Here is a 15,308-nt window from a genome sequence, read left to right on the forward strand (position 1 = left end):
TGTTCTCCCCTTAACTCAAATGTTTACGCAACTGCTGACTTACCGTTTCGATAATCACAACAGCCACAAAAATAGATAGTAATATCATGCCCACACTTTGGAACTCGCGCCAGCCAATCTTTTCATTCAAAATCATACCAATACCACCAGCACCGACATATCCCAAAATGGCTGCATAACGAACATTACCTTCAAAAGCAAATAACGATGTCGAAAGATATGTTGGTAAAATTTGTGGAAAAATCGTCGTTACAAAAGCACGTGATGAATTCGCACCAGTTGCAGTTAACGCCTCGTAAGCTCCCATATCAACTGTTTCGATATATTCAAATAATTGCTTACCTACGAACGAAAAACTAAATAAGAAAATGGCAACTGTTCCCGCAAACGTACCCAAGCCAAAAATATATGTGGCGATCAACGCTGATACTAATGTTGGCATTGTGCGTACAACAGTTAAAATAAAACGTGCGGTTAAATTAATTGCACGATGATTCGTCATATTACTGGCTGCTAAAATAGCAATCGGCAATGCCAATAATGCACCGAAAAATGAACCCAATAATGACATTTGAATTGTCATTAACAGTGGTCGCCAAACCTGGACAAAATACGATAGTTTTGGTGGGAACATACTACCAAAAATTTTCCAAAAACCCGCAAAATTTTCGAAAAGCGTCACAATGCTAAAGCCAGTAACCCAAACCGATACAACAATACCAATCAGCAGTAAGAAGAGAATTAATGGCAAGCGAGTAAATTTTTGTGTTACAGTTTTACCATTTTCAAGTGTAAAACTTTCAGCTTCAAATAATTTATCATACCAACCCATTATTTAGCCTCGTCTTTACTATAAATCAAATCTAACATTTCTTGTGTCACACCATCTGCTGGTCCATCGTACACGACCTTACCAGAGCGGATACCAATAATACGCTTAGAATATTCAAGAGCTAAATCAACATGATGAATGTTAATCAAAACAGTCTGTCCCAACTCTTCATTAATACGCTTAAAATCATCCATCACCTCGTGAGCTGTGACTGGATCTAAAGCCGCAACTGGTTCGTCTGCCAATAATACACTCGGATTTTGTGTTAATGTTCGTGCCAATGAAACACGTTGCTGTTGACCGCCAGACAATTGATCAGTACGCACAAATGCTTTATCTAGCATCGATACTCGATCTAGTGCTTCTAACGCGCGCATTTTTTCTTCCTTAGAAAACAAACCTAATAGTACGCGACCAAATGGCATATCCGGTACTAACGAACTCATGACATTCTTAATTACTGAAATACGAGGAACCAGGTTATATGATTGAAAAATCATCCCCACTTTACGTCGGTACTGGCGCAAAGCCTTACCTTTTAGCTTTGAAATCTCCACGCCATCAACTGTTAAGTGGCCCTCAGTAATGTCATTAAGTCGATTAATTGTTCGAATAAACGTTGACTTTCCTGCACCAGACATACCGATAATTCCAATAAACTCACCGTCTTCGATTTCTAAATTAACATCCTGTAATCCCTTTACACCATTAGCGTATGTTTTTGAAACGTGTTCAAATTTAATCATAATTGCCGTCCTAAAGTTTTATGTATGTGAGCCGTATGGGCTCAAACGCAAGAAAAGCGGCACATAATCGCGCTGCTTTTCCGACGTTTTGAAATGCGTTAGGTTGTTACTAATACCAAGTATCATGTTCTATCAACAAATACTATTGATTAATACATCACCCAACATTATTTTTGTGATGATTTCAGCAACTTTTGTGCCGCACGTTCACCATCGTAATTAGATGATTTCGCTGGTTCATATCCCTCATGTGAATACACTGCAATAACCTTTTTACCTTCTTTAGTCTTAGCTAAATTAATAAATGCTTTTGACAATGCCTTTTCAAATTCAGGTGTCATAACCTTTGATTTCTTTGATACAGAAATTGTGTCATTATAAATTTCTTGTGATACACCAATAACATTTGTTTCTTCCCAAATTGACTTTGGTTGTTTGTAATCAGTTGTCCACATTTTAGCAAAATTAACACGCGCATCACCATAAGCTGGCATAACATCAATTTGTCCAGAGGCTAAACGCGCCATCCCTGATCCATATGAATCAAGTGTGACAGTGTTCTTCAAATTCGAAACTGTTTTATTGTAATTTTTATTCAACCATAATGAAGGATAGATGTATCCAGCTGATGATGTTGTTGATGATAAGCCCCATTTAGCGGAGTTCAAATCTTCCCATGTCAACTTTTCACCAGCATTAACTTTCTTAGCTAATGCTTGTCCCTTAGCAGATGGACCTGCAATAAACAATGAACGGTACTTTGATGACTGACCATTAGTTAATTCTGTTGCCTTACCGTCATTCCATTTCGCAGCATCTGAAGAGTCTTTATTCAATGCCGCACGTGTTGCTGTCAACAAAACTTTAGCACCATCTTGATACATCACATACGTACCACCCGGAATGAAGCCAATATCAGCTGTTCCTGATGACAAAGCTTCACCGGCAGCTTCATAGCTCGTACCAACTTTGATATCAACTTTCTTAACGTCATACCCTTCTTTTTTCAATTCGTCCTTTAACAACGTCTTCATTGGCGCTGTCATCGTTACGATTTTATCAGGCTGCGTTGACGGAACAAAGTAAACCTTCAAATCTTTGATAGTCTTATCTGATGCTGCCTTTGATCCTGTATGTGTAAAGCCAAAATACGCCGCAATTGCAACAATAATGACGATAACAATACCCGCTAATGTTTTTGCATTCTTGCTCATGACACTCTTCTCCCCATTTGCCTAATGACAATTTTTCTGTAACAAATATAACTCACGGCATGATAAGCAAATGCTATCGCTGCACTATTTACTTTTAAAAGTCATTGTATATTTATCCCGCTTATTAATATAACAGAAAATTAGGCCATTAAGTTCCTTTTATGATTAGAATGTACTCATTTTGAAATGAAACGTCCGGTACATAACGAACATTATATCCTGATATGTCCTTTATTCCGAACGTTAATTTTAAAAGCGTTTTCTTTTTATCGGTGTAACAAAAAAAGCCGAATGCTACCATTCAGCTTTTTATAGAAATAATCTATTTACCTTGCTTTGCAGCAGCAACATGAATACGATTAACAGCACGCATCAAAGCCACGCGAGCACGCTTTAATTCGTCCTCGTTATGCACTTCTTGTGCATGTTGAATACGCGTTTCCGCACGATCTCTTGCGCTTTGAGCACGATTAACATCAATTTTATCTGATGTTTCCGCACTATCTGCAACAACCGTTAATACGTTATTTGAAAACTCTGCAAATCCACCATTAACAGCTAAAGAAACCGTTTTACCGTCTTTTTTACCAATAATTCATTGATATCTAACGCTGCTAATACTGGTTCGTGATGCCGCATTAATCCAAATTGACCACCTTTAGTGTTCACAGTAGCAATTTCAATACTTTGCTCATTGTAAACATCACCTTCGGGTGTCACAATCTGGACTTGAATACCTTGAGTTGTTGTCTCATCAGCCATTATTCAATACCCCCTTATTGGGCCATTGTTTGGGCTTTTTCTACAGCTTGCTCAATCGCACCAACGTTACGGAATGCATCTTCAGGTAAGTTATCGTACTTACCATCCAAGATTTCCTTAAATGAACGAACAGTTTCAGAAACCGGTACATATTCACCCTTAATGCCAGTAAATGTCTCCGCAACAGAGAATGGTTGTGACAAGAAGAATTGAATACGACGTGCACGGTTAACTGTTGTTTTCTCTTCATCAGATAATTCGTCCATACCCAAGATAGAGATGATGTCTTGCAATTCGCGGTAGCGTTGCAATGTACGTTGTACTTCAGTTGCAACTTCATAGTGCTCTTGACCAACAATTTGTGGGTCCAAAGCTGATGAAGTTGAAGCCAAAGGATCAACGGCAGGATAAATACCTTGTTGTGTCAAGGCACGTTCCAAGTTAGTTGTCGCATCCAAATGGGCGAAAGTTGTTGCAGGCGCTGGATCAGTATAATCATCGGCAGGCACATAAACAGCCTGAATTGATGTAACAGAACCCTTCTTAGTTGAAGTAATACGCTCTTGTAACTGACCCATTTCAGTTGCTAACGTTGGTTGATATCCAACGGCTGAAGGAATACGTCCAAGCAAAGCTGATACTTCTGAACCAGCTTGTGTGAAACGGAAAATGTTATCGATAAACAACAACACGTCCTTTCCTTCATTGTCACGGAAGTTTTCAGCCATTGTCAAACCAGTCAAAGCAACACGCATACGGGCACCTGGTGGTTCGTTCATTTGTCCATAAACCATGGCAGTTTGAGCCAAAACACCTGACTCTTTCATTTCATGGTACATATCGTTACCTTCACGTGTACGTTCTCCGACACCCGTAAAGACAGAAATACCGTTATGGCCTTGTGCGATGTTATGAATCAATTCTTGAATCAAAACAGTTTTACCAACACCAGCACCACCAAACAAACCAATCTTTCCACCACGAACATATGGTGCAAGCAAATCAATCACCTTGATGCCTGTTTCCAAAATTTCGGTAGAAGTTGTTAGTTCATCATATTGTGGTGCCTCACGATGAATGGGGTTGCGCTTTACACCAGCATCAATATCGCCGGCATTATCCACAGGATTCCCTAACACATTGAAGACACGACCCAAGGTTGCTTCACCAACAGGTACTGAAATTGCTTCTCCAGTATCTGTTGCTGCCATACCACGTTGTAGGCCATCTGTTGAATCCATGGCAATCGTACGGACAATACCGTCACCTAAAGCCAATGAGACTTCAACTGTCAATGTTGTATTATCACCTTTATCAATAACTAATGCGTTATTGATATCAGGAACTGTTTGCCCTTGTTCAAACGCAACATCGACGACCGGACCAATCACTTGTACGACTTTTCCAGTACTCATTGTCGTTTCCTTTCCAATTTTAACGTGTGACTGATACTTATTTTTTATCACACTAATTGTCTTACAGTTGTTAAACAAACAAAAGAATCGTCAATAAGACTATCCTAATGCTGCCATACCACCTGTAATTTCTGTAATTTCTGTTGTAATTTCAGCTTGACGTGCACGGTTAAATTGTAACTCTAAGCGACCAATAAGATCCTTAGCGTTATCCGTTGCAGCTTTCATCGCTGTTGATGAAGCTGCATGTTCAGCCGTCTTCGCATCAAGAACTGCTTCATACACTAAACTCTGTGCAAATTGTGGTAGCACAACATTCAAAACTGCTGTGGCATCTGGTTCGATGTCATAAACACTTTGAACATCTAGCTCTGCTTTATCCTCATTAGTACCACCCATTGCATGTAACGTATCTGCAGTCAATGGTAATAACTGAACATCACGAAATTCGCTAGTTAATCTGTTGACAAAGTGATTATAAACGACGTGAAGTGCATCAAACACCTCAGAATCATATAGACTTGTCACTGTATTTACAACATCACGAATTTCGTTATAACTTGGCACATCGCTTACACCGCGATGTTCAAGGACAATGTCAAATCCCAACTTCTTATAAAAGTCGGCACCATTGCCACCAATTGCCAAAATAGCAGTGTTATCTTGTGTCAAACCAAGGCGTTCCATTAAAGCGTTAGTCTGTTTAATGATATTGGCGTTATAAGAACCAACTAAACCACGATCTGATGTTACTACCAAAATGCCAGTCTTCTTAATTGGCCGTTGGTTAATCAAAGGAATATGTGCGGCATCAGCATTATCAAATAGATGTGCTGATACAAGATGTTCCACAATTGATTCCAAACGAGCCGCATAAGCTGAATAACCACTACCAAAACGTTGAATTTGACTCAACTTAGCAGTCGAAACCATCTGCATGGCACTTGTAATTTGGCGAGTTTTTTTAGTTGAAGCAATTCGACGCTGAATATCTTGCAAAGAAGCCATATCAGCGCCCCCTCTTATTCTTGTTCATCTGAGACAGAAGATGCAAAAGTTGCTTTAAATGACTCAATTGCTTGATTCATATCTGCTTCTTCTGGCAAACTCTTGGTCTCAACAATTGTCTTATATAAGTCAGCAGCGTTCGCATCAACATAAGCAATGAGTTCATCTTGGAAACGCTGGATATCTTCAACTGCTACATCATCAATATAACCATGCGTCAATGCGTACAATACAAGTACTTGTTGTTGAACAGGCATTGGCTTGTTCAATGGTTGCTTCAAGATTTCAACAGTACGGCGTCCACGTGCTAACTTAGCTTGTGTCGCAGCATCCAAATCGGAACCAAATTGCGCGAAGCTTTCCAATTCACGGTATGAAGCCAAATCCAAACGTAGAGTTCCAGCAACCTTCTTCATCGCCTTAATCTGAGCATCACCACCAACACGTGAAACAGAAGTTCCAGCATCAATAGCAGGACGCACACCAGCGTAGAATTGATCAGCATCCAAGAAAATCTGACCATCGGTAATTGAAATAACATTGGTTGGGATATATGCTGAAACATCACCAGCTTGTGTCTCAATAAATGGCAAAGCAGTCATTGAGCCACCACCTAGTTCGTCAGACAACTTAGCTGCACGCTCTAACAAACGTGAGTGTAAGTAGAAGACATCACCAGGATAAGCTTCACGTCCAGGCGGACGACGAAGGATCAAAGACAGCTCACGGTAAGCCGTTGCTTGCTTTGACAAATCATCATACACGATCAAAACGTGCTTGCCATTGTACATGAATTCTTCACCCATTGCTGCACCAACATAGGGTGCAAGGTAAAGCATTGGTGCTGGTTCAGAAGGACCAGCATTCACAACGATAGTATAATCCAACGCACCCATTTGACGTAATGTTTCAACTTGTGTACGTACTGTTGAATCTTTTTGACCGATTGCAACATAAATAACAATCATATTTTGGTCTTTTTGGTTCAAAATTGTATCAATGGCCAAACTTGTTTTACCAGTTTTACGGTCACCAATAATTAATTCACGCTGTCCTCGACCAATTGGTACAAGGGCATCAATTGCTTTAATACCTGTTTGCAACGGTTCAGAAACTGACTTACGTTGCATAACCCCAGGTGCTTTTACTTCAACAGGTCGTGTCTTATCTGTCTTGATTTCACCCAATCCATCGATTGGTTGTCCCAAAGCATTCACAACGCGACCAATTAGTTGTTCGCCAACCGGCACTTCCATAATACGTCCGGTACGCTTAACCGTATCACCTTCACGAATGTCGTCATACTTACCTAAAATAATAATACCGACATCGTTAGATTCAAGGTTTTGAGCCATTCCATATGTGCCGTTGGTAAATTCTACCAATTCGCCAGCCATAGCATTTGCCAAACCGGTTGCACGGGCCACACCATCACCTACATAAGTGACAGTTCCCACCTCTTCTACAGTTAGCGTTGTGTCGAACTTTTCGAGCTGTTGCTTAATTAAAGCAGAAATTTCTTCAGCTTGAATAGCCATTTTTCATCCTCACTAACCTAATAATTGTGCCTTAAACTTGGCGATTTTTGTTTTCAAGCTACCATCAATCAAGGTAGACTCTGATTGTAAGATAACACCACCTAAGATGCTCTCATCTATAGTGTTTGAAACATTAACTTTCTTTGCCCCTGTTTTTGTGCAAAGACTTTTGCCAAACGCTGTAGTCGTTCCTCATTAAGAGGGACACTAGTTGTCGCTTCAACATCAACGATACCATGCATTCTGTTATAAGCATGCATAAACTGTTCTATAACTAAATGTAAAATATTTAATCGCTCATTATAAGCCAATAGCTGAATTAAATTCTTCACACTTTCTGGTGCAAAATCAGTTAATGTAGCCAACAAAGATTGCTTAATATCGTCAGTTACCTGAGTAGATGTTAAAATCTTTACCAACGTTTGATTATCCTGCAAAACAGTTTGAATCGTTTGCAAACTTACTTTAATTGTTTCGACATTATCTTGTTCGCTTGCTAATTCAAAAATTGCTTTAGCATATTGGTCAGCAATGTCTTTATTATTCTTTGCCATCCCAATACTCCTTATTCAGACTTTTCCAAGTCCGAAATATAGGCATCAATTAATGCTTGTTGATCATTTAACGATAATTCTTTTTGCATTAACTTTGACGCAATTGCAACAGATAATGCTGCGACGTCATTCTTTGCGCTAGAAATCGCATCATCCTTGAGTTTTTGTGCCTCAACTTCAGCTTGGCTGTTAATTGCTTGTGCACGATCACTAGCTTGACTAACTAAGACATCGCTTTGCTTTTGTGCACTTGCTTTTGCATCAGCAACCACTTTTGTTGCTTCGTTGCGCGCATTTGCCAATTCACCTTGACGTTTTGACGCTAATTCTTCTGCTTGTTGACGTGCAGTTTCTGCACCATCTAAATCAGAACTAATTTTGTCCGCACGTTGATCAAGAATGTTCATCAGTGGCCCGTAAGCTACCTTAGATAAGACCCACATCAGTAAGAGGAATGCAATCAAGACAAAGAGCATTGAGCCTAACGGCACGCTCGCTAAAATTGTTGTCTCCAACATGATTCTCCTCCGCTAATCTTAATTATCTGTTCATCAACATGAAGGCGAAAACGATTGACAAAATTGGCATAACTTCGACCAACGCAACACCCAAGAACATACGCGACAACAAACGACCTTCTAATTCAGGTTGACGGCTCATACCGGCCAAAAAACTGTGAAATTAAAACACCGTTACCAATACCACCACCAATGGCAGCTGCGCCGGCAGCAAGTCCGGCAGCAATAACACCTAAGTGCTCCATGAGATTATCTCCTTTATCCTCTAGCACACTGAATTGATTCATCAAATATCAGTGTACTATTCAAAAAATTATACTTACTAATTATTGTGGGCAATAGTCTCACTATTTTTCCACTATCACACTTCATTACTTATTCGTCCCCACTCAACTGGGCGATGAATACGCCTGTCAATATGACAAAGACATATGCCTGAATGGCACCAATAAAGAGTGAAAATCCTTGCCAAATCATTTCAATTGGCAAAGCTACTACTGACCAAAAACCATTAAAGTGACCTGGCCAAGCTAGGCTGTTAGCCACCAATGTTAGCAACATTTCACCAGCGAAAATATTTCCAAACAATCGCAATGACAACGTTAAGAAATTGGCCAGTTGCTCAATGATATTCAAAGGCAACATCCAGGCATATGGCTTGAATAACATATTTTTAATATATCCACCAAAACCAAGTTCCTTAACACCAGTTCCATGAGCCACCATTAATGACATAATGGCTAAGGTCATTGTTACCACAGGATCTGCAGTTGGTGATTTAATATAAGTTACATCACCAAATTTAATCTGCAACAATAAGCCCATTTCGTTTGCCACGATTATGAAGAAAAACAACGTAAACGCGTACAAACCAAAAGTTCTTGCCTGCGACTTGCTTAATTGGCCACCAACAATATTGTTAGTGAAATCCAACAAATATTCAATTGCATTTTGCTTTTTACCTGGTCTAACACTCAAGTGACGTGTCAGCAACCAAGCGACTAAAACAACAATTGCACTCGCCAGCAACGTTGAAAGAATGGTGGTCCAATCAAATGTTAGCCCAATAAACTCAAACGTTGCCGTAGGTTCATCCATGCGCTTTCTCCTTTCTTGCTATTTGGCGAAATGGTCGAAATCGGCTATTCGTCATAAATACATAAATTTATAATACTCTTTTGAATTAAAAAACAACATAAAAACCACATTTTTCACAAACCCTTATATCTTTACCAAAGCCACTATTAATGATAACGTTTTCATTATCTCTTTTATATTTGCCATACCCTTTAGCGTATATAAAAAAGCAACACACTAACGTGTGTCACTTTTTTAATCTTCTTTTTCAGATGCTGCAACACGTGGTAAGCAAATATTCAAGATAATCCCAAGAACAGTTGCAATTGCGACACCAGAAAAGTCCATTTGTGAACCAAGTTGCAAATGAAAGTTACCAATACCAACAACCAGTATAGGTGCTGCAATCATTAAATTACGTTTACGACTATAATCAACTTTATTATCAACAATAACCTGTAATCCTGCTGCTGCAATGACACCATACAACATAAAGCCAACACCACCAGTGACTGCACCAGGAATCGTTGAGATTAATGCAGAAAGTTTACCAACAAAACCAAAAATAACGGCGAAAAAGGCAGCACCACCAATCACCCAAACAGAGTAAACACGACTCAATTGCATAACGCCAATATTTTCACCATATGATGTCACAGCAGGACCACCAATTAAACCAGCAACAACAGAAGCTGTCCCATCTCCTGTCAATGTCCGCTTCAATCCCGGATTTTCAAAAAATCATGTCCAGTAATTTTATTTAAGACCATTAAGTGACCTAAGTGTTCTGATAATGTAACCAAAGCAAGTGGTGCCATACTCAAAACAGCTGCCGGATAAAATTTGAAACCATCCTTATCCATAAAGCTTTCAAAATTCGGTAACGCAAACCATTGCGCATTAATAACTGGCTGTAAATCAACAAGACCGACAATCAAGGCGACAATATACCCAAAAATAATACCAAGCAATACTGGCATTAATCCCCAAAAGCCACTCAAGAACATATTAAAGCCAATTGTCGCTAGTAAGGTCACCAACGCTACCAAAAAACACGAATATCATAATGGTTATTCAACATCGTGGCTGAGCTCGCAGCTGATCCTGCCAAGCTCAAACCAATTACCATGATAATAGGACCAACAACTTCCGGTGGGAAAATCTGATTAATCCACTTCGTTCCAGTTACTGTCACAAGTAAAGCAACTAGCAAATACACGACACCAACAGATATAATCCCCTGGGCCACTGCCGGATAGCCAATCGTCTTCATCAGTGAAGCCATTGGAATGATAAATGCAAAACTCGATCCCATATAAGCCGGAATTCGGCCACGGGTGATTAACAAGTGAAGTAATGTCCCTACACCAGATGTAAACAGCGCAACACCTGGATTCAACCCCACAAGCAAGGGTACCAATACCGTTGCACCAAACATGCTAAATAAATGTTGTAATGATAGACCAAACCACGTCCAAAACGGTGGTCGTTCTTGCACATCATAGATTGCATTACTAGCCTTTTGTCTCATGACATATCTCCTAAATTCATACTGCTTACCATTATAAGCAAAAATAAAACAATTAGCATCTATAATATTATTTTTTATAAAAATCAGAATAATAAAAAAGCACAACCATGCTTACCATCATTGTGCTTTTCCATTATTCTCATGTGAAACACGCTGCAAACGTGTTACTTAAATACGCCATTCAAATGTTATCTAGCGTGTGTTATCGGTAATTCATTCCCCTACCAGATTGTCTATCAATCAGCGCTTTCATTCACGAATTAGTGTTCACGTATCATTGACTATACATGCTATCATTTCGCTTATTGATTCGACCACCGGCTATTAAACATCTCAATTGAAGCGTTTTGTTCAAGTTGTCTTTGCGTCATCTATAGCCTCCTCTTATTTGTTAACTTAATTATAGCACACAATGTTAGCGCTTTCAATACTACTAAAAGTACTTTTTAAGTATCTAATCGAAAACATTGTATTTTAATCTTAAAAAGTATTGCATCATCAAAAAATCATGTTATATTATTATCTGTTGTTAAAGACATGGACAGTTAGCTCAGTTGGTAGAGCAACGGACTCTTAATCCGTGGGTCCAGGGTTCGAGCCCCTGACTGTCCACTTTTTGCTCCATAGTTCAGCGGTAGAATAACGCACTGTTAATGCGCAGGTCCCTGGTTCGAATCCAGGTGGAGCAGTTCCAAACGAGTAGCTTTTGCTACTCGTTTTTCTATCATTAAAAACACCCACCATCTCATAAAATGGCGGGTGTTTTTTATCTAGCAACATTTATAATTTTTGATTAGCTGTACGACGCTCCAAAACTTCAATACCATCGTCATTCCCTACAATAACACGATTAGCAATACCCAAGAACAAGCCGTGCTCAACAACACCAACCCTACTTTCTAAATATTGCGCTAACTCATATGGGTTATTGATTACATCCAGTACCAAATCAATAATATAGTGCTGTGCATCTGTTACAATACGTCTGCCTAAATTATCGACACGATAACGTGGATTCAACCCTTTCAATGCAAATTCACGATATAAACGCCCACTGCCAAATGGTACAACTTCAACCGGAAGCGGGAAACTACCTAAAATATTGTGAACCTTACTTTCATCAACAATCCAGACATTTTCCTTTGAATTTTTGGCAACAATTTTTTCCATTAGTAATGCTGCCCCACCGCCTTTAATGCCATTAAGATAAGTATCCACTTCGTCCGCGCCATCAATCGTTAAATCAATACCATCTGTGTCATCAATATCAACAATTCGGATACCAAGTTCTTTGGCACTCAACGTTGTCTTTTCAGAAGTTGTTACGCCAACAATATCCAAATGTTCTTTTTAATCCTTTGTGCTAAGGCAACTAAGAAATAAGATACTGTCGTGCCAGTACCAAGCCCTACCGTGGTATGATTTTGCACTAACTTTGCTGCATAATTACCAATTTGTTGCTTAATGTCGTTTTTACTCATCAGCAAGACCTCGTTCCACTAACAATGCATCAACTTCTCGCTTCAAAGGAATCGCTGCAATAGCCCCCGGCCTTGCTACAACAATAGATGATGCAGCGGTTGCGCGTGTCAATAACGCTTCGATTGACAAATCACTCGACCAGTTCGCAGCTAAAGAACCAATAAAGGTATCACCCGCAGCCGTCGTATCAACAACTTTGGCAGGAATAATAGGGACAATACCCTGCTGTTGCTTCACATCGTAATAAACACCATCAGCACCCAAAGTCACAACAATATCTTTAAATCCTTTGTCATGTAAGATATCAATAACCTGTTCTAATTCTTTTCGATCTGTTGTTGCAGGAACACCCGCCAATGCAGCCGCTTCTGTTTCGTTTGGCACCACAAGGTCTGTGTGATCAATAATTGCTTGTTCAATATAATGCGTGACAGGTGCTGGATTCAAAATAGTTGTTACGCCGTGCTGTTTGGCAATTTTAAACCCCTCTTCAATCGCTTCACGAGGAACCTCCAACTGCGCGACAACCACATCGGCTTCAGCAATGACTGATTCAGCCCGTCTGACATCTTCACGCGTCAAACTCATGTTCGCGCCACCATGTACCAATATTGTATTATGACCATCAGGTTCCAACATAATTGTTGCCGACCCTGTATGTGGTGCTTTTGTCGTAATATAACGATCATCCATTTTTTCATCTGTCATCAATTGACGAAAAGCCAAACCACGATCATCATCCCCGATCGCACCAATCATCGCCACTTGGCTACCTTGACGTTGTGCCGCAATGGCTTGGTTAGCACCTTTTCCACCAAAGTTACTCGACTGGTCGGTGACACCCAGCGTCTCACCTTGTCGTGGCAAGCGTGGCACCTTTTGAACGATGTCAATATTTAAACTCCCAATCACAACTACATTACGCATATACGCCTCCAGTTTCTTTAATCGAGTAAACCATTACAATTTCATATTAGCATTTCAACACCGATGTGTAAACGCTTTCACATTACGACATTAAAAAAGCCGGTGGTGCCGGCTTTCAAACTATTTATGAGGCATCCGTAGCAAGGGTTTTGTTCCAAACCGCACGTTGGTGCACACGATAACTGATGACAATTAACATCGTTAGGACTAAAAACCAGATAATCACAATCAATATATCGTTGGTCACCTCACCACCAAATACAGCAGACTGAATAGCAGACTGAATTTGATGTAAGGGTAATAATTGATGAAGCAATTGAAACGGCTTATCTAAAATGGCCAAATGATATAAATCAGTTGCCATAAAAGTCTGAATAGTCAGCAATACCGTTGCCAACCACCAACCAATTTGTCCTAAATAATGCTTAAATAACCAAACAATACTGGTCAACAACCACAAACCAATTACATTAATGCCCATCAGCAACCAGATATTCTCAAGTGAAATGTGCCACAATAACGGTAAAGCACCCATAACCACAGCGCTTATAATCGATAAGAGACCAACAACACGGAAAGTCTGCCACCATTGCTCAAGCGCTAATGTCTCGGCTTTAACATGTGATACTTTCAAGATAATACCAAATAAAATAGCTTGTATTGTTAAAGCAATTGCTGTAATCGTTGGCAAAGTCACTTGTCCGGACTGCTTAATCGGCCGCTGATCCACTGTATGCATGGCAATCATCTGATTTGTTCCATTAGCATCTTGATTATCTGCCTGTTGCCCCAACATTGTTTTTAATGATTTTTGAATACCATTTTGACCATCAGCAATTGTTTTAGCACCCGCTTGGATAACGCTATCTTGACTGCTTAGCATCTTCGTATCATCCAGGCTCGTGGCAATACCCGCTATTGAACTAACAATATCAGTTTGCATTTTATAAGATAATGTATTGATTTTAGTAGCCAATTCCGACATTTTTTCTTTATCATCACTAGCAACGGCTGCATTTAATGCTGAAGAATATTGTGCCAAGTCATTGGCTGTATCTGTTGCATCTTTTTGCAAATCTGCTGCCTTATCTGTGTCTAAATTACGCCCAACTGCACGTAAATTAGTCTGTAAGTCGTTAGCTTCATCCTGTAGTTGTCCACTTTGTTTGACAAGATTTTCTAAAGTACTAGCACCAGTATTTCCCATCAGCAACTGCTCACTTAATCCAGTGACAATATTAGTCAACCGACGCTGGATCTGTTCTGTCGCAAAGGCGTTACGACCAGAATCAATATATTGTTGAACAACGATAGGCTTTCCAGAGTGCTTAAATTCAGATAATCGCTGTGTTGTATTCTCTGGCCAAACCAAAACAGCCGATACTTGTTTTTGCTCGAGCTTCTGGCGCGCTTGCTTCACCGTATTGACAGATACAAAATCAAGTTGCTTTTGAGCCATGAGCCCCTGGCTTAATTGCGCACCAATATTTTGATTTTTACCTTGATACTTAGCGCCCGAATCCTGGTTAACAACAGCCACTTTTAAACGATTAGTATGTTGTGCCACGTGGCTGGTCACCCCAAGCCAACCGCCAACTAATAAAGTAGGTACAATAAGTGCTAAAAGCCAGCCATAGACTGCTCGCCTATTGTCTAAAACGGTTTTCCAACCTAACATTTTTTCATTCTCCTCATGATAACAAT

10 protein-coding genes, 2 tRNA genes and 5 pseudogenes are annotated in these 15,308 nt (G+C 39.7%); 2 read left to right on the forward strand and 15 right to left on the reverse strand.

Annotation, left to right across the window (positions count from 1 at the left end):
* Positions 1 to 10: 10 nt before the first annotated feature.
* From phnE to LEUFL_RS11815, 12 genes and pseudogenes are all read right to left on the reverse strand, one after another.
* Positions 11 to 832, reverse strand: a complete 822-nt coding sequence (gene phnE, locus LEUFL_RS0106185; RefSeq protein WP_010008217.1) for a phosphonate ABC transporter, permease protein PhnE — start codon at positions 830 to 832, stop codon at positions 11 to 13.
* Positions 832 to 1,578, reverse strand: a complete 747-nt coding sequence (gene phnC, locus LEUFL_RS0106190; protein ID WP_010008218.1) for a phosphonate ABC transporter ATP-binding protein — start codon at positions 1,576 to 1,578, stop codon at positions 832 to 834. The genes phnE and phnC overlap by 1 nt, the downstream gene beginning before the upstream one ends.
* Before the next feature lie 167 nt (positions 1,579 to 1,745).
* Positions 1,746 to 2,792, reverse strand: a complete 1,047-nt coding sequence (locus LEUFL_RS0106195) for a phosphate/phosphite/phosphonate ABC transporter substrate-binding protein (protein ID WP_010008220.1) — start codon at positions 2,790 to 2,792, stop codon at positions 1,746 to 1,748.
* Between the two features lie 322 nt (positions 2,793 to 3,114).
* A pseudogene (locus LEUFL_RS11800) lies at positions 3,115 to 3,554 on the reverse strand (F0F1 ATP synthase subunit epsilon).
* A gap of 14 nt (positions 3,555 to 3,568) precedes the next feature.
* A complete protein-coding gene (atpD, locus tag LEUFL_RS0106205) occupies positions 3,569 to 4,969 on the reverse strand; it encodes a F0F1 ATP synthase subunit beta (protein ID WP_010008223.1) in 1,401 nt (466 codons plus the stop codon).
* 99 nt (positions 4,970 to 5,068) lie between these two features.
* Positions 5,069 to 5,977, reverse strand: a complete 909-nt coding sequence (locus tag LEUFL_RS0106210; protein WP_010008224.1) for a F0F1 ATP synthase subunit gamma — start codon at positions 5,975 to 5,977, stop codon at positions 5,069 to 5,071.
* A 14-nt stretch (positions 5,978 to 5,991) separates the two neighbouring features.
* Positions 5,992 to 7,515 (reverse strand): F0F1 ATP synthase subunit alpha, encoded by a 1,524-nt coding sequence (atpA, locus tag LEUFL_RS0106215; RefSeq protein ID WP_010008225.1) that lies wholly within the window; start codon positions 7,513 to 7,515, stop codon positions 5,992 to 5,994.
* An 81-nt stretch (positions 7,516 to 7,596) separates the two neighbouring features.
* Positions 7,597 to 8,069, reverse strand: a pseudogene (atpH, locus tag LEUFL_RS11805) (ATP synthase F1 subunit delta); the annotation flags it as partial.
* Between the two features lie 11 nt (positions 8,070 to 8,080).
* On the reverse strand, positions 8,081 to 8,587 hold the full coding sequence (gene atpF / locus LEUFL_RS0106225; protein ID WP_010008229.1) for a F0F1 ATP synthase subunit B: 507 nt from the start codon (positions 8,585 to 8,587) through the stop codon (positions 8,081 to 8,083).
* Between the two features lie 22 nt (positions 8,588 to 8,609).
* A pseudogene (gene atpE, locus LEUFL_RS11810) lies at positions 8,610 to 8,832 on the reverse strand (F0F1 ATP synthase subunit C).
* A gap of 130 nt (positions 8,833 to 8,962) precedes the next feature.
* On the reverse strand, positions 8,963 to 9,685 hold the full coding sequence (gene atpB / locus LEUFL_RS0106235) for a F0F1 ATP synthase subunit A (protein ID WP_010008231.1): 723 nt from the start codon (positions 9,683 to 9,685) through the stop codon (positions 8,963 to 8,965).
* A 234-nt stretch (positions 9,686 to 9,919) separates the two neighbouring features.
* Positions 9,920 to 11,195 (reverse strand): annotated as a pseudogene (locus LEUFL_RS11815) (uracil-xanthine permease family protein).
* Positions 11,196 to 11,734: 539 nt separating this feature from the next.
* On the opposite strand from LEUFL_RS11815, the gene LEUFL_RS0106245 reads away from it, so the two are divergent.
* Together LEUFL_RS0106245 and LEUFL_RS0106250 are read left to right on the forward strand one after the other, a co-directional pair.
* Positions 11,735 to 11,807 (forward strand) — tRNA-Lys (locus LEUFL_RS0106245).
* 5 nt (positions 11,808 to 11,812) lie between these two features.
* Positions 11,813 to 11,884 (forward strand) — tRNA-Asn (locus LEUFL_RS0106250).
* A 91-nt stretch (positions 11,885 to 11,975) separates the two neighbouring features.
* On the opposite strand, the pseudogene rpiA reads toward LEUFL_RS0106250, so the two are convergent.
* From rpiA to LEUFL_RS0106265, 3 genes and pseudogenes are all read right to left on the reverse strand, one after another.
* Positions 11,976 to 12,676 (reverse strand): annotated as a pseudogene (gene rpiA, locus LEUFL_RS11820) (ribose-5-phosphate isomerase RpiA).
* A complete protein-coding gene (rbsK, locus tag LEUFL_RS0106260; protein ID WP_010008236.1) occupies positions 12,669 to 13,604 on the reverse strand; it encodes a ribokinase in 936 nt (311 codons plus the stop codon). Before rbsK ends, rpiA begins: the two are co-directional and overlap by 8 nt.
* Positions 13,605 to 13,728: 124 nt before the next feature.
* Positions 13,729 to 15,282, reverse strand: a complete 1,554-nt coding sequence (locus LEUFL_RS0106265; protein WP_010008237.1) for a YhgE/Pip domain-containing protein — start codon at positions 15,280 to 15,282, stop codon at positions 13,729 to 13,731.
* Positions 15,283 to 15,308: the final 26 nt, after the last annotated feature.

Source organism: Leuconostoc fallax KCTC 3537 (assembly GCF_000165675.1).
GTDB classification, from domain to species: domain Bacteria; phylum Bacillota; class Bacilli; order Lactobacillales; family Lactobacillaceae; genus Leuconostoc_B; species Leuconostoc_B fallax.

What these genes read in the sequence shown, in the direction of transcription:
- LEUFL_RS0106210 (WP_010008224.1), bottom strand. Translation starts at nt 5,977, where the DNA reads ATGGCTTCTTTGCAAGATATTCAGCGTCGAATTGCTTCAACTAAAAAA.
- LEUFL_RS0106265 (WP_010008237.1), bottom strand. Translation starts at nt 15,282, where the DNA reads ATGTTAGGTTGGAAAACCGTTTTAGACAATAGGCGAGCAGTCTATGGC.
- LEUFL_RS0106195 (WP_010008220.1), bottom strand. Translation starts at nt 2,792, where the DNA reads ATGAGCAAGAATGCAAAAACATTAGCGGGTATTGTTATCGTCATTATT.
- atpB (WP_010008231.1), bottom strand. Translation starts at nt 9,685, where the DNA reads ATGGATGAACCTACGGCAACGTTTGAGTTTATTGGGCTAACATTTGAT.
- atpF (WP_010008229.1), bottom strand. Translation starts at nt 8,587, where the DNA reads ATGTTGGAGACAACAATTTTAGCGAGCGTGCCGTTAGGCTCAATGCTC.
- rbsK (WP_010008236.1), bottom strand. Translation starts at nt 13,604, where the DNA reads ATGCGTAATGTAGTTGTGATTGGGAGTTTAAATATTGACATCGTTCAA.
- phnC (WP_010008218.1), bottom strand. Translation starts at nt 1,578, where the DNA reads ATGATTAAATTTGAACACGTTTCAAAAACATACGCTAATGGTGTAAAG.
- atpA (WP_010008225.1), bottom strand. Translation starts at nt 7,515, where the DNA reads ATGGCTATTCAAGCTGAAGAAATTTCTGCTTTAATTAAGCAACAGCTC.
- atpD (WP_010008223.1), bottom strand. Translation starts at nt 4,969, where the DNA reads ATGAGTACTGGAAAAGTCGTACAAGTGATTGGTCCGGTCGTCGATGTT.
- phnE (WP_010008217.1), bottom strand. Translation starts at nt 832, where the DNA reads ATGGGTTGGTATGATAAATTATTTGAAGCTGAAAGTTTTACACTTGAA.